Source organism: Saccharopolyspora shandongensis (genome assembly GCF_900106995.1).
GTDB lineage: Bacteria > Actinomycetota > Actinomycetes > Mycobacteriales > Pseudonocardiaceae > Saccharopolyspora > Saccharopolyspora shandongensis.
In genome coordinates this window covers 74,949-91,685 of sequence record NZ_FNOK01000002.1, presented here as the reverse complement: position 1 = coordinate 91,685, position 16,737 = coordinate 74,949, and the positions used below count along the sequence as shown (strand labels likewise).

Genomic DNA, 16,737 nt, shown 5'->3' with positions numbered 1-16,737 from the left:
AGACGAAAACGCTCAATGGAAGTTGCGGCACCACGTGGGCGTGGAGTGGGTGTCTGCCGTTGCGGTGTGTCACAGATGCCGGAAGTGGATCTGAATCGCCCGCATAATGGGCGCCGTGCGGCAACCGACCCCCGACGTCGTCGCGCACCGAGGAGCCTCCGCGCATCGCGCCGAGCACACCCGCGGTGCCTACGAACTGGCCCTCGAACAGGGCGCCGACGCGCTCGAATGCGATATCCGCGTCAGCCGGGACGGCCACCTGGTGTGCGTGCACGACCGGCGCATCGACCGGACCTCCAGCGGCCGCGGCGTGGTCAGCGAGCTCACCGTCGCCGCGATGTCCGAAGTGGACTTCGGCGGCTGGCACCAGGAACCGCCTGAGTCGGCGGACGACCTGGTGCGCGGCCCGGCCGCGAACCCCGAGCACGGCGTGCTGCTGCTCGACGAACTCCTCGGCCTGGTGCGGGACACCTCGCGCCCGGTCCGGCTGTTCATCGAGACCAAGCACCCGGTGCGCTACGGCGGGCTGGTGGAGCGCAAGCTGGTCGCGCTGCTGGCCCGGCACGGCTTGGCGACGCCGGCGGACCGGGAGAACTCACCAGTGCTGATGATGTCGTTCGCGCAGTCCGCGGTGCGCCGGTTCCACGAGGCCGCGCCGGGCGTGCCGACGGTCCTGCTGTTCGACCGGTTCCGCGACCCGTTGCGCTCCGGCGTGCTCCCGCCGTGGGCGGACCTCGCCGGGCCGGGCATCCGGCTGCTGCGCGAGGACCCGGGATTCGTCGCGCGCGCGGCCGCGCTCGGCCGCGACACGTACTGCTGGACCGTCGACGACCCCGCGGACGTCGAGCTCTGCGCCCGCGCCGGAGTGCGCTTCGTGGCCACCAACGCGCCCGCGTCCACCCGCTTCCACCTGGCTGAATCGGACCTCGCGCAGTTCGGTAGCGTCACGGCGAAGTGACCATGAGCGAGGGGATCTGCAGTGTCGAAGCGAACCGCACCCAAGCCCCAGGCGGACACCGGGATCAAGCCGCGCCAGCCCTGCCCGTGCGGTTCCGGGAAGCGCTACAAGGCTTGCCACGGCGCCGCGGGCGGTGCCGCCGACGTGATCGTGACCAGGCCGTTCGAGGGCTTGGCCGCGGAATGCGAGCTGGTCGCGCTGCGCGAGTTCGTCCCGTCGGCGACGGCGAAGCTGCCGCTGCGCGGCGAGGGCGAGGTCACGCTCGCGACCGTGCTGCCGATGGCCGCCGCCGCGCTGCGTCGCAACGACGACAAGTCCTTCATCGGGCTCCAGGTGCAGACCCACTCCGGTGACATCAGCCGGGATCTCGCGCGGGCCGTCGAGTGGGTGCAGGCCGCCGAGGTCGGCAAGTCGCTGTCGGTGGTGGGCCCGGAGACGGCCGAGCCCGGCACCATTCCGGCCCGCCTGCAGGACCTGCTCGACCCGGCCGCGCCGCTGGACGTCGAGCTGCACGAGGACTTCGCCTGGTGGCTGCCCGGCGACGTGGAGCCGACCGGCGAGGTCGCGCTGTCCTTGGAGCGGGCGAACGCGGCGATCATGCCCACCGATCGGCTGACCGCCGAAGGCGTGGAATCCGCGTACTGGGTCGACGCGGGCGAGAAGGCCCACCTGCGCTGGGTGCGTCCGGAGCCGGAGGAGCAGCTGCTGGCGGCGCTCGCGCGGCTGTCCGCCCGGGGCGAGTTGGCGCTCGGCGAGGACAGCAAGTACGCGGGATCGTTCCGCGCGCACGGCCTGCTGGTGCCGGTCTGGGACCTCGACCGCGAGAAGCACGCACGCGAGTGGGACGAGCCCGCCGCAGAACTCGGGCGCCGGCTGGCCGACGCCCTCGGCTCGCTCGACTCGGAGCCGCTGGACGCGGCGGAGCGGCGCGCCCGCGACGGCCTCCGCGGCCGCCAGGTCACCATCCGCTGAGCCCGGTGTCGGGCGGTTCCGGCCGGAACCGCCCGACATGGCTCCACAGTGGACCGATGCGTCGGCCGCTGGAATCCCCTTTCTGGTCGCGGGGAATCCCTTCGATGCGAGCCATGTTCTGCTCGCCCCATTCCCCGAGCGGCATCAGCGCCTCGATGAGCGACCGGCCGAACTCCGTCAGCCCGTCCTCGGTGGTCGGCCTGTTCTACGCGGGCAGCGCCCACGGCGACGAGCTGGCGGCGGCGAACATCGACGTCAGTCGGCGCGAGCCGATGAACGACCTGCTGCGCCGGGCGGTCGCCGAGGGCCATGGCGAGCACAGCATCTCGGCGCTGGTCGAGCTGCTCCGGAAGCCCGGACCCGGTGCTGCTCGCAGTTTCAATTGAAACTGGTCCACCGTTCTCGTTGGGCCGAACGAGTGATCAACGCGTCGGTCGGGCAACGGATCGGCGCGTTGCGACGTGCCATCCACGGCGATACCCGACGTTTAGGGGGTGGAGGGTTGACCGCGCACCTGCCCGCAGTGCCGACCGCCACCGAGGCGTCCGGTGTCTATCGCGGGCGGGCACGTCGGGGGGACATGGCGGCGGCAGAAGATGATTTCGCGGAGTTCGTCCGGGTAGCACTACCCGGGCTGATGCGCTACGGCCACGCCTTGGCCGGCAACCCGCACGACGCCGCGGACCTGGTGCAGACCGTGCTGGAGAAGGTCGGCGCCCGCTGGTCGAAGATCAGCCGTAACTGCGCCGACCCCACCGCCTACGTGCGCAAGGCGATGGCGAACACGCACGTCAGCCGGTGGCGGCGGACGCGCCGGGAAACGCTGCTCGCGGATTTCCCGGACATCCCGGCAGCCATCCAGCAGGATCGCCTGGAGCACGAGCCGCTGTGGATCGCGCTGCGATCTCTGCCACCGAGGCAACGCGCGGTGGTCGTGCTTCGTTACTACGAGGGACTTTCCGAGCTGGAGATCGCCGATTCGCTCGGCATCAGCTGCGGAACGGTGAAGAGCCAGGCCAGCAAGGCGATGGCGACGTTGCGCAAGCGGCTCGGGCCGCTGGTGGGAGGAGGTGACGCGTGATGGATCTGGAGGACGAGCTGCGACGGGTCCTCCGGGACGACCGGCTGGACATCCCGGTGCGAACCGGGGCGGAGTGGTCGCTGGTGGCCGGCGCGCGTCGCCGCAGGCAGCGCAACGGCATGCTGGCTGCGGCGGGCAGCGCGCTCGCCGCGACCCTGCTGGTCGGCGGCGGGATCGCGCTGGTCGGCCACCAGGCGAACGAGCCGGTGCAGCCGGCGGTGCCGCCCGTCGTGCAACCGGAGCCGAACCCGGGCTCGACCGCGCCGCTGCAGCCGCCGCAGCCACCGCCGCCCGCTCCGCCGGTGCAGCCGCCGCCGGGCCAGGCGCCGCACCTGCCGAGCCTCACGACCCTGCCGACCAGGAAGCCGCTGCCGCCGGAGATCCTGCTGACGGCCACCTCGGAGCCCGACCCGACGACCTCGGCGACGCAGACCTCCAAGCCGAACCCGACGTCGTCCCAGGCGCCCGCCACCGAACCGGCCTCGCCCGGGCAGTGATCTCAAAGCAGCCTTGCGTGAACCTATTCCCTGGCCGAGCCGGTGTTCTGAAATGGCTGTGTGACGAGCCCCTTCCGGCACGATGCACTATGTGATCGGCTGGATACCACGAGGGATAGGGGGCGCGGGTTGGCCGACGAACAGGTGGACGGCTTTGCACCGGGAACGATCGTGGAAGTCCGTGATGAGGCGTGGATCATCCGGTCGGCGGAACGATTGAAGAACGACGCGTGGGCGGTGTCCTGCACCGGTGTGTCGGAGCTGGTGCGAGATACCGAACCTTCGCGCCCGGACGTGACCAGGTGCCCATGAGTGCTTTGGGGTGCTATGGCAAGTGTCACAGCGCTCCAAAGCACTCACGGGCACTCAGCGCTGCTTCAGGCTGGTGGTGAACGACGTCCACTGCTCGGGTGTGAACACGAGCGTGCCGCCGTCGCGGTCCTTCGTATCCCGCACGCCGACCGCTCCCGTCGCTACCGCGACCTCCACGCAGTGGGCGTTGTCCGCACTGCGGCTTGACTTCCGCCAGGTACAGCCTCGATGCAGCCCGGCCGTTTGGGTGCTGCTCATGTGCACAACTCTAGTCCGGTGCTACAGCTTGCTGGAAGCCTTTCTGATCAGCTCAAACGATTCTTCGCGGCTGAGCGATACCGACGTCGCGCCAGCAAGCGCGATGGAGTACTCGCGGATCGTTACGGCATCCGAGGTGAGCAGCGTCGAGGTGATCGATTCTTGCCAGAGGACGCTAGGAAGCTCCTCATCTGGAAACCCAAGCAGGAGGAAGGCCGAGCCTCCCAAGGCATCGTGTGCAGCCGCCTCGAACGGGACGATTCGCACCTCGATCGTCTCGGGATGCTCATCGATGAGCGTCGCCAGGTGTTCAAGTTGTCCCTTTAGGACTCGGGGTCCGCCGATCTGTTGCCTGATCACTGCTTCGCTCATGATCGAGCAGAATCGCACCGGATCGTCGTCGGTCAGACGGCGTTGCCGGAACAGGCGGCAGCGCAACCGCCGGTCCGTTTCGGCAAGCCGGAGGTTGGGGCTGCCGGATTCGATGATCGCCCGTGCGTACTCGTCTGTCTGGAGCATGCCGTTGACGATGTTGCACGCGAAGGCATGTATGCGCTCTGCTCCATGTTCCAGCCCGAAGAAGCGGATCAAGTCCGGGTTGGTGAACAGGGGCGAGTACTTGGTCCACCAGCCGCGCTCGGTTGCTTGTTCGCGAAACCTGCGCAGCTCCTCGGCTTCGCCGTCGTTGAACCCGTACACGTTGATCAGTGCGTCCAGCCGGTCCACGGCCAGGTTCTTCTTGCCGTGCTCGACCTCCGACAGGTAGGCACCGGCGATACCGATCTTCTTCGCGGCCTCGCCGCCGGTGAGCCCAACCTCCTCTCGCTTTTCGCGTAGCCGCAGGCCAAGTGCCCAGTTGGCGACGGTCGATGAGCTTGGCGCCACGCCTGACCTCCCATGTGTCGATCACTCGTCAGCATGATTGAGCTAGATAAATATCCCAGGAGCTTCTCCTTTGACTTCTGACGGTAACGGTATCAACACGGTCTGTTGCCGCGTGGCGGTGGCTCCGGTGTTGCCCCCCTTCCCGACCCGCCGGGGCCACCGCCTTCCCTTCGGCAGCAAGGAGAAGCGATGCACGACATCTTCCAGCCAGCGGGTTTGGTCGCGTACTGGCGGCCGGTTGACGGTGTGCGGCACGGGTTGTCGCCGGTCGAGCCGCCGTACCCCGGGCAGGAGCGGGAAACCCTGTGCGGCGCGACGGTGACCGTCGTCAAGACGACTGCGGTGGATTGGCTCGCGCCGACCTGCGGGGCCTGTTGGGACGAAGCCAAAGCACGCCGCGACGCAGCAGGGAAGGCGGATGCCCAGTGATGACACCGGTTCTCGCCGTGGTGCAGACCCGAGCAACGTGCTGGGCTTCCTCGGCGTCGTCGTGGCCGTATCCGTAGTAGCCGCACTGCTTCCGTTGCGCGGCGGGCATGGTCAGCATGCCAATGCCGGTCCGGGGTCGGTGATGGTGTGGCAACTCATCGATGTAATAGCCGCCGAAACCCGGCATCCCGAGCCGCCCGCCCGCCAACCGCCGGAACCCATCGACTGGCCGACTGAGGAGTACATCGGCCGCCACCGCCTAGTTTCGGACCGAACGCGCAGCAGCAACGCAAGTTCTCACGGGCGTTGACTGCGAGGAGGACATGACCCCTCAGCGCCACTTCAGGATCGCGGCGAACGACCAAGCGAAGCGGATCGACATCGGCAACCCGCAGCTGTCTGGGCATTCGGCAGGCGATGCGGCGGTCAACGTCGGCCCCTCCCAGCTGAAATTCCCCAATCTGCCGCACGTTCCCGACGACGCGCTCTAAAGTCAACGGAGCCGCGTCAACGTCCGCTCCGGTTCTTCCCAGAACGAGTAGGGGTCATGATTAGAAATTCCCACTGTGCCTGGAAGTGGCCGGTTATTGGTCTGCTGACCACGGCCCTGATGTTCACTGGCGGCTGCGGCGTTCCCAGCATTGAGCCGTACACGATGCCCACAACCAGCGATGACATGGCGACGATCAATCCGCCGCGACCGAGCGGTCCACCGCCGGGGCCGGTCAAGTATGCCTTCGCCGCCTTCAAAAGCTGCCAGGAGATCCAGCAGGCGGTTCCTGATCTGCCGCCACCGTTGAGGCCACAGCGTGGTGAGGAGCTAGGTCGGTTCTCGCAGACTTGTACTTTCACAACATCGAAAGATGACGGTAGTCCGTTTATCGCCTTCCGGGTCGAGCTCTTTGAAAACCGTCAAGACGATTTCGGATTCCATTCCGGGGCCGAGCTTGCAAAAACGGGTTTCAGCGTAAGTGTGTCGCCGGGTGACGAAAAGGACGGCCGTGTGGGAATCGGCTCGGAAGCCCAATGGGCGGATCCTGGAGCGGGCGTCAGCTGCAGCATCGAAGTCCTCGACGAGAACGCAGTGATGATCACGTCTTATAACTCTGGTGCTGGGCACGACGATCCGCGAAGCGAGCAGTGTCGCGAAGGTGCGCGCGAGGTCGCGAAAAAGATCTACGCTGCTGTGCAGCCACGGTGATCCCTGGGACATCCTCAGCGAATGTCAGCTCACCGCGCAGCTCGTGCCGCCCCCGCCGCGGGCGCACGAGGTGCGCGAGCTCCCTCGCCGCCGAGCCGATCCCCTGCAGCTGTTCCGCTGCCTCCAAGGCCAGCCGCACTTCCCGCCGAGAAGCTGGGCGAGCTCGGTCATCAAGTGTTTGACCAGGGCGAGCTCTTCGTCGATAGCCTGCAAGTCCCGGGACGTTCGGAGTGAGATCCCCGACCAGGCGCCTTCAGCAGCGCACACCGGGCAGGCGGCATGCTCACCCCGGGTAGTGGCCAGCAGTTGACGGATCGCGGCGATGGTCTCTCCCGGCGTTTCGCCGATCGGCGTGGCGTTTTCCACGCTGTTTCGCGCCCGGCGATAGCCGGCCATCGCATCGGCGGTGTCCGCGAACGCCTCGGTGAGCCTGGTCCGGAGGCCGGGGCGTAGGGGTGGGGAGATCGCCGGTATTCGCGTCGCTGAAGACCCGTGTGAACCAGTTCCCGACATCCGCGACCAGGTCTGGCAGTGCTACCGGCTCGGGCGGTTCCACGAGCGGATGCCGCTCGGTCAGTTCCATGTTGTGGTCGATGAGGCGCAGGATCTCAATCCAGCGCACTGGCGACTGTTGCGTGGCGTGGTTCCGGTGGGGCCCGATGATCTCTTTATCTGCGAGGACGCGCATCAGCGGATTTACGGCGACCGGGTCGCACTGAGCCGCTACCGGGACAAGTTCGCGCGGGCGCTTCGAGAAGCCGATATCCCCGCAGTGGTAGTCGAAGACGGTGACGCCTCCACACGGCGAGACGCCATCCACGTCGCCACGATGTATCGCGCCAAGGGGGTCGAGTACCAGCGGGTAGCGGTTGTCGGTGCCGACGCCGGCACCGTTCCCCTCAACTTCGTGCTGGACCAGAGCGCACCGGAAGAACAGGACGACGTCAGGCAGCGCGAACGCTGCCTGTTCTACGTCGCCTGCACACGTCCTCGCGACCAGCTCGTGGTCACTTGGACCGGAACTCCGACGCCGTTCTTGTCGTTCCTATCGGGAGCTCCGGCCACGGAGTGACTCAGAGGGCGCCGCCGGCGGTTCGGGGCGCCGTCGCGTCGGCGCCTGCGTCGCCGACCGTTTCGCGGGCCAGGTAGTTCTCCACGTCGAAGAGGTTGCCCTTGGAGCGGTCGACCACGTTCAGCAGCGTCGACATCGAGGAGACCTCCTCGACCTGCTCCTTCAGGAACCACTGCATGAACTGCTCGCCGAGGTAGTCGCCCTCCTCGCGGGCGGTCTTGGCCAGCGTCTCGATCTCGCGGGTGACCTCGCGCTCCTGCTCCAGGGCGAGCGCGACGAGCTCGCGGGTCTCGGTGAAGTCGTTGCGCACCTGCTCGATGGCGGGGATGGCCGGCTTGATGTTGTTGTCCATCAGGTACTGGACGATCATCATCGCGTGGTTGCGCTCTTCCAGCGCCTGGCGGTAGAAGTGCGCGGCCAGCCGCGGCAGGTCCTCGTTGTCGAACCAGACCGCGACGGCCATGTACTGATGCGAGGCGGTGAATTCATTGCGCACCTGTTCCTGCAGCAGGTGCTCGAAACGGGATTCCTTGTGCTGAATCTTCTTCGCGGTGACAGCCATGCCCTCAATATACTCTGGAATGAGTCCAGATACATTTCAGGTAAACCTAATAATCCTATGGTTAACCTTGGCTGATCACGTTTTAGCCAAGGCAATCCTCAGATAGCTGAGCCAAGCCAAACCTGTGCTGTTTCGGCTGGTGGCGGCGTCATCGTCGCTGGCGGTGGTGAATGTTTCGCGCCGTGTCACCAATTCGAGTGGCCATTGTTCGACGAAGGGGACCCGTGATCGGTTTTCCGGTTGAAACACCCTGCATTCATCACTCGATCAAGCGATGGAATGGGAATCGGTCGAGTTCACGGATTCAGCGGGGCGCGGGTGATGGGGCAGGACATGCACCGCGGTCCGCCCCGGCCGGAACCGAGTTCGGAACCGCTGATCCGCAGCACCTCGATACCGGCGTCCTCGAGTCGTGCGTTGGTCTCGGCATTGCGCTCGTAGGCCACCACGACGCCGGGCGCCAGGGCGAGCGTGTTGTTGCCGTCCTCCCACTGCTCGCGTTCCGCGGTCACCGGATCCAGGCCGGTGTCGATCGCCCGCAGGTGGTCGATGCCCATCGCCTCCGCCGCGGCGGTCAGGAACGGCGTCGGGCCCGACACCTTCAGCTCGCCGTCCAGCGGGCGCAGCGTGAAGGCCTCCAGCGAGTGCTGGATCGCCGGGTACATCACCACGGCGTCGCGGTCGACCATCGTGCACACCGTGTCCAGGTGCATCGAGGCGCGGGCCTGCTCGATCGGCACGGCCAGCACGGTGTGCGCCAGGTCGTCGGCGAACAGCGAGCGGGCGAGCGACTCCGCGCCGGCGGGCGTGGTGCGCTCGCCGACGCCGACGGCGACCACGCCCGGCGCGAGCAGCAGCACGTCGCCGCCCTCGACGGGCGCGGAATGCGCGCCGTAGGCGCGGGTGGAGTGCGAGAACCGCGGGTGGTAGGCGTAGATCAGGTCGGTGAGCGCGGATTCGCGGCGGCGCGCGGGCATCGCGAGGGCCGCGATCGCGACCCGGTCGCTGATCCACACCGACGAGTCCCGGGTGAACAGCAGGTTCGGCAGCGGGTCGATGGCGAAGTAGTGCGGCTGGTGCATCCGGCGCACCAGGGACTCGCCTTCCGCGGCGGGCAGCTCCTCGAACGTCATGCCGGCGATCAGGATCTCGGCCAGCACGGAATCGTCCACACTGGACAGATGAGAGCGCAGCGTGTCGGCGATCTCCGTGCCCACCCTGAGCTCGTCCACGCCCGCGAGCACGGCCGCGGCCCGGGCGCGGGGGTCGTGCAGCGCCTCGGTGAGCAGGTCGCGCAGCAGCAGCACCTCGACGCCCCGGTTGCGGAGCACCTCGGCGAACGCGTCGTGCTCCTCCTGGGCGCGATCGACCCATGGGATCGCGTCGAACAGGAGTTGGTCGCTGTTGCGCGGCGTGAGCCGCTTCAGCTCCGTGCCCGGCCGGTGCAGCAGTACCGCGTGCAGCGGGCCGACCTCGCTCTGGACGTGTGGTTCGCTCACGAGGAGCAGCCTAACCGCGACTAACGGAAACGTCTGTCATCGACGATGATTTCGATCAATCATTAACCGAAAAGCTCACTCGGCCATCAGATCATTGCGTAAAATGGACGATAGGTTCGCCGCCGAGCGGCTTCCGGTTTTGCTCGGTCAGCTGCATCATCTCCCGCTGGTTGATCGTGGCGCGTGGTGGCGACCGGCCCAGCCGACGTCCCCGCGTGAGGGTCGGCGTGGGCGCGGTCAGAACCAGTGCAGGCAGTGCGGGGAGCGCTCGGCGCGGAAGAGGGCGTCAGCGAGGATGGCCGCGCCGGGGCGGTGGGCCCGGATGTGCCCGGCGCGCACGAGCGTGCTCGGGGCGGTGCCGCCGAGGTAGACCGAGCCCAGGTCGCTCACGTCCAGGGACAGGTCGGGCTCCCGGTCCGTCGGGACGCAGTCGGCCTTGCCGTCCCGGACGGTCAGCAGGTAGCGGCCGTGCTCGCCGAGCAACGGATCGTCGACGTCGAGGACGAGCTCGCCATCCATGAACCAGCCGCGCGCGGTCAGCGCGCGCGGGACATCCAGCAGTCGAACCCAGAGCCAGTCGGTGTCGTCGCTCACCTGGCCGGCGCGGAAGTCCGCAAGCTGCCAGCGCAGCGGGTGCTCGGGCGGGAAGTGCTTGAACACGACCTGAGCGACCAGGTCATGTCCGAGCGCGAATCGGGCCAGGGCCGTGAAGACGGCGTCGTCGGTGGCGATGATCTCGTCGACCGTCAAGGTGCCGAGCTCGACGACCGAGTAGCTGGCGTACCCGTCCGGGACGCCGTCGGCGTCACGGTGGACGGCGACGTAGCGCGGCGCCGGAGAGACCGGGGGCTGCCCCGCGCCCGAGGCCCACCAGCGGTGCGGCCGGGACAGCGCGCCGGGCTGTGCACGGCGGTACCTGTCGTAAACCGCTTCCAGGATCTCGCCGCACTCGGCGCGCCGCAGCAGCTCGACCGAGCCGGGTGCTGGGGCGTCGGCCGTTCCGCGCGCCCGGGGAAGGGCGAGGGCGGCCTGGTGGCGCGGCACCGTCAGCCGCTGCGTGTAGGTCGCCGGTCCGTAGCCGAACCTGCGGTAGATCAGAGCCTCGGAAGCCAGCAGCACGGAGAGAAACTCCCCTCGGGCCCGCAGCTCGGTGAGCTGATGCCGCATCATCGCGCTGAGCACGCCCTGGCGTCGGTGCGAGGGCAGGACGCCGACGGCGGTCACCCCGGCGGCCGGGACGAGGATCTCGCCGGGGAGGGTGAGCTCGAAGGAGTACGCACCGGCGGTGCCGACGGGCTGCCCGTCTGCCGTCATGGCGAGCAGGTTTCGGTCCATTTCGAGCGCCGACCACCAGACCCCGCCGCCCTCGGTCGGGGTTTCCGGGAAGCGCCCGAACGCGGCGTGGAGTGTGTCGACGAAGACGTCGAGGTCCTGGTCGGTCGTGGGACGGATCTCCATCGCTGCCGCTGCCTCCCCGGGATACCGGCGCCACGAATCGTGGTGTCCCGCCACAGTGCAGCGTTGACCCGTGGCCAGATCAAGTGAATTACGGCCGGGACAGCGCGACGTTGACCTGACCCGGACAGGAGAGGCCGAACGGCACGTCCAAGCGCCCAGTCGGACAAGCCCGGAATCGGAAGCCGCCCGGGTCCGGTCAGGGCAGCCAGCCGACGCGGCCGCGCAGGGCGGCGTAGCCGACGAAGGCCACCACGTCGATCAGCGCGTGGCCGACGACCAGCGGCCACAGCCGGTTCGTGCGCTGCCAGGCGCGGCCGTAGACCAGGCCCATCACGACGTTGCCGACGAAGCCGCCGAAGCCCTGGTACAGGTGGTAGCTGCCGCGCAGCACCGCCGACACCCACAGCGCCCGGTTCTCCGACCAGCCCAGCTGCCGCAGCCGGGTCAGCAGGTAGGCCACCACCAGGACCTCTTCGGCGAAGGAGTTGCCGAACGCGGCCAGCGTCAGCACCGGCGCGCGCCACCACGCCGCGTCCAAAGTGGAGGGTTGGACGGTCAGGGCGAGGCCCAGGGAGTGCGCGACGAGGTACAGGCCCAGGCCGGGGATGCCGATCAGGGCCGCGAGGCCCAGCCCGCCCGCGAAGTCCCGCCCGGGGCGGGAGCGGTCCAGGCCCACCTGCCGCAGCGCCATCCCGCCGCGCCACAGCAGGTACAGCCCCAGGCCGCCCCAGGCGCACAGCCGCAGCACGTTCGTCAGCTGCGCGAGCATGTCGAGCAGCCCGAGCTCCGCCCGCGGCACGTTGATCGCGGCGTGCTGGTCGGCCAGCGGTTCCGGGCGCAGCAGGGCGTCCAGCAGCGACAGCAGGCTCTGCAGGCCGGAGAGCCCGAGCGTCACGGTGAAGACCACGAACAGCTCGATGACGATCGCCCTGCGCTCCGACCGGTCCGCGATCGTCGCGGGCTCGCCGGGCCGGGTCGGGGTCAGCCATGCGCGCAGGGTGCTCACGCGTCGAACCGTACCCGGATCGGTGACGCCGCCGTCCGGGCGTTCGAACGTCTGGAAATACCGGGAAAGCCGGGTGCGGAACTGGTCGCCGCCCCCGCCGCGTCGGATGGGCATGGACGTGTTCGTGTGGGGCGCGGCGGACACCGAACGCGCGGTGCGCGTGCTGCAGGCGCTGCGCCGCTTCGACGTGCTCGACGGGCCGCTCGGCTCGGCCGATCTGTTCGGCATCCGGGACGGTGTCCTGGTCGAGATGCGGCACAGCGATCCGGGCGGGCTGCTGGTGCGGTTCACCGACGGTCGGCGGCCCGGCCAATCGGAGATCGTGGCGCGCGCGTTCCTCTGGCTGATCACCCGCGGCGAGTCGGTGGAGGAGGCGATGCTGGTGGGCCCGGGCGCCGAGCCGCTGCGCTTCCGCGACGGCCGAATCCAGCGCCTGGCCCCCGAGAACTCCGAACGCTGCTCGGACGACTGACGTCGGGATCGGCGCGAACGGCCCCTTCACGTCGCCTACCGAGGTGAACGGTCCGTTCGCTCCGTTCCGGCGGCGTCAGCCCTGGCGTTGCTGGGCGAGGAAGGGGCAGCCGACGAGGCGGCGGAGCTCCGCGCCGAGGTGCTCGGTCGTGCTGACCGGGCGGGAGAACGCCAGCCGCACGTCGTGGTCGCCGTCGGCCGACTCCACTCGCAGTCGCAGGCCGTACTTGTCCAGCCCGAGCGGGCGGATGTGCCCGCCGCGCAGCTTCTCCGGCAGGTGCCGGGCGAGCAGCCCGACGACGTCGCGGTGCGACAGCTCCAGGTGCCGCAGCCACGCGTCTTCCTGCATGCAGAACGGATCCGGCGTGGCGGCCTGGAAATCCGCGGGATCCACCGAGCCGGTGCCCTCCGAATCCGCCAGTACCAGCGACGCGGATTCCAGCCGCAGGACGCTCGCGCCGTGCCCGGCGTCGAGCAGTCGCGGGTCCGGGCGCTCGTCGGCGACCGCGAGCACGGCGTCGCGGGCTTCCGCGCCGTCGAGCAGCCGCACCCAGCCGGTCAGCCACAGCAGCCCGCGCACCGGCTCGCGCAGCCGGACCGGCGTCGGGTCGGTGAGTTCCAGGACCGCGGCCAGTTCGGCGCGCGGGGCTTGCCACGCGGCAGCGATCAGCGGGTGCTCGTCCGCCAGCAGGACGGTTGCGGAGCCATCGGCGTGCACGTGGTGCAGCAACGGCGCGATGCGCGCCGAGTTCTCGTCGGCCGGCAGAAGCGCTGCGCGCCCGCCGCGTTTGGCGATGCTCCTGGCACGTTCGGCAGCGCTCGGCGTCGCCGGCCGGCGGATGGTCGTCTCACCCACTGCTCACCTCCAACTTAGGCAAGCCTAACTAAAATGTGTCGCGTGGGGAAGTCGCCTCATCGGGCTCCGCGCGGTCGCCGAAGCGGCCCCACTGCCCGCGCATCTTCTTAGTACCAGCTGGAACGCCCCCGTGGGGGGCCAACCGGAGTAGTGCCCCCAGGGGCGGTGCGAGCGCTGTCGGACCAGGGAGGATGATGATGTCCAAACCAGGCGAGGGAGGCATACATGACCCCGCCCGACGTCCGTTTATCGGGCACCTTTGTTCACTGGCCGGTACGGCATTAGCGTGTCAGCCGTGTCAAGCGCTGTTGAGCTTCGCGCGCCCGGTCCGCGCGGCATCCCGCCCCTGTTCGCCCGACTGGTTGACGATGCGGCGCTGTTCCCGCCTGGGACCGCCGCAGTGCCGCAGGCGGTGGCCGACCACCTGGAGGCGCGCGGCGGCGCGTTCACGGGTCTGCTCGGGCCGATGCTGTGCAAGGCGTCCCGGTTGGCCGAGCTGATCACCGAACTGGCGAAGGTGAAGCCGGCGTCGCCGGTGCCGCTCTCGCTGGTGTGCGACACCGGGCTCGGCGGCGTGCCCAAGGCCCTGTCGATCATCGAGGGCCGGCAGGAACTGCTGGCGCTGCGGATGGTCGAGATGCCCGCGCCGTCCGACGTCGACGACATCTGGCTGGAGCGCGTGTCGGAGTTCGTGCCGGAGGACATCATCCGGGTCGTCGAGCCGCGGCGCGGCGGCGACGGCTGGCTGGACGGCATCCGGCGGGTCGCCGAGCACGGCTGCTGGCCCAAGCTCCGCTGCGGCGGGCAGACCGCCGAATCGGTGCCGTCCATCGACGTGGTCACCGACTTCCTCGCGGTGGCGGGCACCCTCGACGTCCCGTTCAAGGCCACCACCGGGCTGCACGCCGCGGTGCGCGGCACCGACCCGGAAACCGGGTTCACCCACCATGGCTTCCTCAACGTCCTCGTCGCCACCGCGCGCTCGTTGTCCGGCAAGGACGTCCGGGCGGCGCTGGCCAGCACCGACGGCGCCGCGCTGGCCGAGGAGGCGCGCGCCCTGTCCGACGACGCGGCCAACGCGGTGCGCGACGTCTTCGCCTCCTACGGCTCGTGCTCGTTGCAGGACCCCGTCGCCGAACTCGAAGGATTGGGGCTGCTTTGACCTGGATCGAGGACCCCGAGTTCGCCCCGGACAAGCCGTTCGGCCCGCAGACGCTGCCCTACGGGGTGCTGGTGACCGGCAGCGGCCCGGTCATCGCGGTGCGGGTCGGGCGGCACGCGCTGCCGCTGCGCGGCATCGCCGGGGAACTCGGTCCTCGACTCGCCGAGCTGGTCTCCGGCGACTCGCTCGATCCGCTGCTGGCCGCGGGCCGCGACCGCTGGCGCGAGCTGCGGGAGCGGCTCACCGAGCTCGTCGCGGCCGATCGGGCGCCCGCGGGCGCGAGCCTGGTGCGCACCGACTGGCACACCCTGGTGCTGCCGTTCGCGGTCGCCGACTACGTCGACTTCTTCTCGTCGCGGCACCACGCCGAGAACGTCAGCCGCATCTTCCGCCGCACCGCCGAGCCGCTGCCGGAGAACTGGTCGCACCTGCCGGTGGCCTACCACGGCCGCGCGGGCACCGTGTACGTCTCCGGCACCGACATCCACCGCCCGAGCGGGCAGCGCAAGGCCGCCGGCGACCTGCAGCCCGCGTTCGGCCCGACGCGGCGGCTGGACTTCGAGGCGGAGGTCGGGTTCGTCTGCGGCGGCGAACCGGCCGACCGGGTGTCCACTTCGGACTTCGCCGAGCACGTGTTCGGGCTGGCGCTGGTCAACGACTGGTCGGCGCGGGACATCCAGGCCTGGGAGTCCAAGCCGCTGGGACCGTTCCTGGCCAAGTCGTTCGCCACCTCCGTCGCCGGGTGGATCACGCCGCTGGAGGCCTTCGAGCAGGCCAGGGTGCCGACTCCGGAGCCGGCGCACGCGCTGCAGCCCTACCTCGTCGAGAAGGAGCCGTGGGGGCTGGACCTGCGGCTGGAGGTGCGCTGCAACGAGACGCTGCTGGCCTCGCCGCGGTTCGAGCACATGAGCTGGTCGCCCGCGCAGCAGCTGGCGCACATGACGGTGAACGGCGCGCCGGTGCGCCCCGGCGACCTGTTCGCCTCCGGGACCGTGTCCGGGCCCGAGCCCGACCAGCGGGGCTGCCTGCTGGAGCTGACCTGGGGCGGAGCGGAGCCGATCACACTGCAGGACGGCGAGCAGCGGACCTTCCTCCAGGACGGGGACCGGGTGACACTGAGTGGCAGCGCGCCGGGGCCCGACGGTTCGGTGATCGGGCTCGGCGAGGTGACCGGCACGGTGCTGGCCGCCGCTCGGAGGTGACGCGATGGCCCAACCCAGCCCCGAGCCGCTCCGCGGCCCGATGGGCCTGCCACGCGAAGCCCAGCCGGGCACCAAGGAGAGCTCGCTGACGCTCGATCGCGGGCTCAGCCTGCTGCAGGCCGTGGCGGACGCCGAAAGCGAAGCGCCCACCATCAGCGACCTGGCGGCGACCGTCGGCGTCAGCCGTGCGGCCGTGTACCGGCTGCTCGGGCCGTTGCAGAGCCGCGGCCTGGTGCGCCGCGAGGGTTCGAAGGTGCGGCTCGGGCTCGGCGTGCTGTGGCTGGCCGGGCGGGTGCTGCCGCAGTTGCGCATCGCATCGCTGCCCGCCTTGCGGGCGCTGGCGGAGAAGGTCGGCGCGACGGTGCACCTGACCGTGGCCGACGGCAGCGAGGCGCAGGCCGTGGCGGTCGTCGAGCCGTCGTGGACCAGCTACCACGTGTCGTACCGGGTCGGCAGTCGTCATCCGGTGCAACGCGGCGCGGCCGGGCGGGCCGTGGACCTGCCGCCGGGCGGGCCGGCGTGGATCGCCAGCAGCGGCGACCTGCAGCCGGGCGCGTTCGCGGTGGCCGCGCCGGTGCGTGGGGTGCCGGGGCTGCGCGCCAGCGTCGGCGTGGTGGCCCTGCAGCCGTTGGCGCCGGAGGAGATCGGGCCGCTGGTGCTGGAGACGGCCGAGGCGGTCGCCGAAGCCCTGCGCTGACTTCGCGTCGCGTAACGCTGGCTCTGATTCAGCCGGTTCAGCCCCCGTGTTCGCCTCCACAGTTCCACTAACGTTCGGGAGGAACGAGCCCCTCGCCGCACGGCGGTGCTGGGAAGATGCATGATGACGCGTGCCGAGCGCCGGTGGCGGACGAACTTG

The 16,737-nt window shown here is 69.6% G+C and carries 21 protein-coding genes; 14 read left to right on the top strand and 7 right to left on the bottom strand.

Annotated elements, in window-relative coordinates; translation table 11 throughout:
• The first annotated feature begins 106 nt into the window (after window positions 1-106).
• The 5 genes from BLW84_RS02190 (at window position 107) to BLW84_RS02165 (ending at window position 3,508) form a co-directional block, all read left to right on the top strand.
• Window positions 107-958, top strand: coding sequence for a glycerophosphodiester phosphodiesterase (locus BLW84_RS02190; protein WP_177226226.1), 852 nt, complete (start codon window positions 107-109; stop codon window positions 956-958).
• Between the two features lie 21 nt (window positions 959-979).
• The gene (locus tag BLW84_RS02185; protein ID WP_093260692.1) at window positions 980-1,930 is read left to right on the top strand and encodes a DUF5926 family protein; all 951 of its coding nucleotides are present in this window, start codon (window positions 980-982) and stop codon (window positions 1,928-1,930) included.
• Between the two features lie 104 nt (window positions 1,931-2,034).
• Window positions 2,035-2,316: a hypothetical protein gene (locus BLW84_RS47185; RefSeq protein WP_177226225.1), complete on the top strand. Its 282-nt coding sequence runs from the start codon at window positions 2,035-2,037 to the stop codon at window positions 2,314-2,316.
• 116 nt (window positions 2,317-2,432) lie between these two features.
• Complete coding sequence (locus BLW84_RS02170) at window positions 2,433-3,011, top strand: SigE family RNA polymerase sigma factor (protein ID WP_093260688.1); 579 nt, start codon at window positions 2,433-2,435, stop codon at window positions 3,009-3,011.
• The gene (locus tag BLW84_RS02165) at window positions 3,008-3,508 is read left to right on the top strand and encodes a hypothetical protein (RefSeq protein ID WP_143060840.1); all 501 of its coding nucleotides are present in this window, start codon (window positions 3,008-3,010) and stop codon (window positions 3,506-3,508) included. Before BLW84_RS02170 ends, BLW84_RS02165 begins: the two co-directional genes overlap by 4 nt.
• Window positions 3,509-3,874: 366 nt before the next feature.
• Here the strand turns inward: BLW84_RS02165 and BLW84_RS02155 are convergent, their stop codons facing one another.
• Window positions 3,875-4,078: a DUF397 domain-containing protein gene (locus tag BLW84_RS02155; RefSeq protein WP_093260682.1), complete on the bottom strand. Its 204-nt coding sequence runs from the start codon at window positions 4,076-4,078 to the stop codon at window positions 3,875-3,877.
• A gap of 21 nt (window positions 4,079-4,099) precedes the next feature.
• Window positions 4,100-4,963, bottom strand: coding sequence for a helix-turn-helix domain-containing protein (locus BLW84_RS02150; protein ID WP_093260680.1), 864 nt, complete (start codon window positions 4,961-4,963; stop codon window positions 4,100-4,102).
• Window positions 4,964-5,152: 189 nt separating this feature from the next.
• On the opposite strand from BLW84_RS02150, the gene BLW84_RS02145 reads away from it, so the two are divergent.
• The 5 genes from BLW84_RS02145 (at window position 5,153) to BLW84_RS02140 (ending at window position 7,665) form a co-directional block, all read left to right on the top strand.
• Window positions 5,153-5,392 (top strand): HC3 family zinc finger protein, encoded by a 240-nt coding sequence (locus BLW84_RS02145; protein WP_093260678.1) that lies wholly within the window; start codon window positions 5,153-5,155, stop codon window positions 5,390-5,392.
• Window positions 5,382-5,702, top strand: coding sequence for a hypothetical protein (locus tag BLW84_RS45980; protein WP_143060839.1), 321 nt, complete (start codon window positions 5,382-5,384; stop codon window positions 5,700-5,702). Before BLW84_RS02145 ends, BLW84_RS45980 begins: the two co-directional genes overlap by 11 nt.
• A gap of 13 nt (window positions 5,703-5,715) precedes the next feature.
• Window positions 5,716-5,883, top strand: coding sequence for a hypothetical protein (locus tag BLW84_RS47180; RefSeq protein WP_177226224.1), 168 nt, complete (start codon window positions 5,716-5,718; stop codon window positions 5,881-5,883).
• Window positions 5,884-5,939: 56 nt separating this feature from the next.
• Window positions 5,940-6,593 (top strand): hypothetical protein, encoded by a 654-nt coding sequence (locus tag BLW84_RS45975; RefSeq protein WP_143060838.1) that lies wholly within the window; start codon window positions 5,940-5,942, stop codon window positions 6,591-6,593.
• Window positions 6,594-6,999: 406 nt separating this feature from the next.
• Window positions 7,000-7,665 (top strand): 3'-5' exonuclease, encoded by a 666-nt coding sequence (locus BLW84_RS02140; protein ID WP_143060837.1) that lies wholly within the window; start codon window positions 7,000-7,002, stop codon window positions 7,663-7,665.
• A 1-nt stretch (window position 7,666) separates the two neighbouring features.
• Here the strand turns inward: BLW84_RS02140 and BLW84_RS02135 are convergent, their stop codons facing one another.
• From BLW84_RS02135 to BLW84_RS02120, 4 genes are all read right to left on the bottom strand, one after another.
• On the bottom strand, window positions 7,667-8,227 hold the full coding sequence (locus BLW84_RS02135) for a ferritin (RefSeq protein ID WP_093260674.1): 561 nt from the start codon (window positions 8,225-8,227) through the stop codon (window positions 7,667-7,669).
• 296 nt (window positions 8,228-8,523) lie between these two features.
• Complete coding sequence (gene arcA / locus BLW84_RS02130; protein WP_177226223.1) at window positions 8,524-9,726, bottom strand: arginine deiminase; 1,203 nt, start codon at window positions 9,724-9,726, stop codon at window positions 8,524-8,526.
• Window positions 9,727-9,963: 237 nt separating this feature from the next.
• Window positions 9,964-11,184: a GNAT family N-acetyltransferase gene (locus BLW84_RS02125; protein ID WP_093260670.1), complete on the bottom strand. Its 1,221-nt coding sequence runs from the start codon at window positions 11,182-11,184 to the stop codon at window positions 9,964-9,966.
• Between the two features lie 196 nt (window positions 11,185-11,380).
• A complete protein-coding gene (locus BLW84_RS02120; RefSeq protein ID WP_093260668.1) occupies window positions 11,381-12,304 on the bottom strand; it encodes a CPBP family intramembrane glutamic endopeptidase in 924 nt (307 codons plus the stop codon).
• On the opposite strand from BLW84_RS02120, the gene BLW84_RS02115 reads away from it, so the two are divergent.
• Complete coding sequence (locus tag BLW84_RS02115; RefSeq protein ID WP_143060836.1) at window positions 12,303-12,662, top strand: hypothetical protein; 360 nt, start codon at window positions 12,303-12,305, stop codon at window positions 12,660-12,662. The genes BLW84_RS02120 and BLW84_RS02115 overlap by 2 nt on opposite strands.
• A 75-nt stretch (window positions 12,663-12,737) precedes the next feature.
• On the opposite strand, the gene BLW84_RS02110 is transcribed toward BLW84_RS02115, so the two are convergent.
• On the bottom strand, window positions 12,738-13,517 hold the full coding sequence (locus tag BLW84_RS02110; RefSeq protein ID WP_093260664.1) for a DUF2470 domain-containing protein: 780 nt from the start codon (window positions 13,515-13,517) through the stop codon (window positions 12,738-12,740).
• A 295-nt stretch (window positions 13,518-13,812) separates the two neighbouring features.
• Here BLW84_RS02110 and BLW84_RS02105 point away from each other — a divergent pair, with 295 nt between their 5' ends.
• Genes BLW84_RS02105 through BLW84_RS02095 form a run of 3 tightly spaced genes read left to right on the top strand, consistent with a single transcriptional unit; the run spans window position 13,813 to window position 16,578 of the window.
• Window positions 13,813-14,679, top strand: coding sequence for a hypothetical protein (locus BLW84_RS02105; RefSeq protein ID WP_281247351.1), 867 nt, complete (start codon window positions 13,813-13,815; stop codon window positions 14,677-14,679).
• Window positions 14,676-15,881 (top strand): fumarylacetoacetate hydrolase family protein, encoded by a 1,206-nt coding sequence (locus tag BLW84_RS02100; RefSeq protein WP_093260662.1) that lies wholly within the window; start codon window positions 14,676-14,678, stop codon window positions 15,879-15,881. Before BLW84_RS02105 ends, BLW84_RS02100 begins: the two co-directional genes overlap by 4 nt.
• Before the next feature lie 40 nt (window positions 15,882-15,921).
• A complete protein-coding gene (locus tag BLW84_RS02095) occupies window positions 15,922-16,578 on the top strand; it encodes an IclR family transcriptional regulator (protein WP_218157192.1) in 657 nt (218 codons plus the stop codon).
• Window positions 16,579-16,737 lie beyond the last annotated feature (159 nt).

What these genes read in the sequence shown, in the direction of transcription:
- BLW84_RS02125 (WP_093260670.1), bottom strand. Translation starts at nt 11,184, where the DNA reads ATGGAGATCCGTCCCACGACCGACCAGGACCTCGACGTCTTCGTCGAC.
- BLW84_RS02115 (WP_143060836.1), top strand. Translation starts at nt 12,303, where the DNA reads ATGGACGTGTTCGTGTGGGGCGCGGCGGACACCGAACGCGCGGTGCGC.
- BLW84_RS02135 (WP_093260674.1), bottom strand. Translation starts at nt 8,227, where the DNA reads ATGGCTGTCACCGCGAAGAAGATTCAGCACAAGGAATCCCGTTTCGAG.
- BLW84_RS02095 (WP_218157192.1), top strand. Translation starts at nt 15,922, where the DNA reads ATGGGCCTGCCACGCGAAGCCCAGCCGGGCACCAAGGAGAGCTCGCTG.
- BLW84_RS47185 (WP_177226225.1), top strand. Translation starts at nt 2,035, where the DNA reads ATGCGAGCCATGTTCTGCTCGCCCCATTCCCCGAGCGGCATCAGCGCC.
- BLW84_RS45975 (WP_143060838.1), top strand. Translation starts at nt 5,940, where the DNA reads ATGATTAGAAATTCCCACTGTGCCTGGAAGTGGCCGGTTATTGGTCTG.
- BLW84_RS02190 (WP_177226226.1), top strand. Translation starts at nt 107, where the DNA reads ATGGGCGCCGTGCGGCAACCGACCCCCGACGTCGTCGCGCACCGAGGA.
- BLW84_RS02155 (WP_093260682.1), bottom strand. Translation starts at nt 4,078, where the DNA reads ATGAGCAGCACCCAAACGGCCGGGCTGCATCGAGGCTGTACCTGGCGG.
- BLW84_RS02145 (WP_093260678.1), top strand. Translation starts at nt 5,153, where the DNA reads ATGCACGACATCTTCCAGCCAGCGGGTTTGGTCGCGTACTGGCGGCCG.
- BLW84_RS02120 (WP_093260668.1), bottom strand. Translation starts at nt 12,304, where the DNA reads ATGCCCATCCGACGCGGCGGGGGCGGCGACCAGTTCCGCACCCGGCTT.
- BLW84_RS47180 (WP_177226224.1), top strand. Translation starts at nt 5,716, where the DNA reads ATGACCCCTCAGCGCCACTTCAGGATCGCGGCGAACGACCAAGCGAAG.
- BLW84_RS45980 (WP_143060839.1), top strand. Translation starts at nt 5,382, where the DNA reads ATGCCCAGTGATGACACCGGTTCTCGCCGTGGTGCAGACCCGAGCAAC.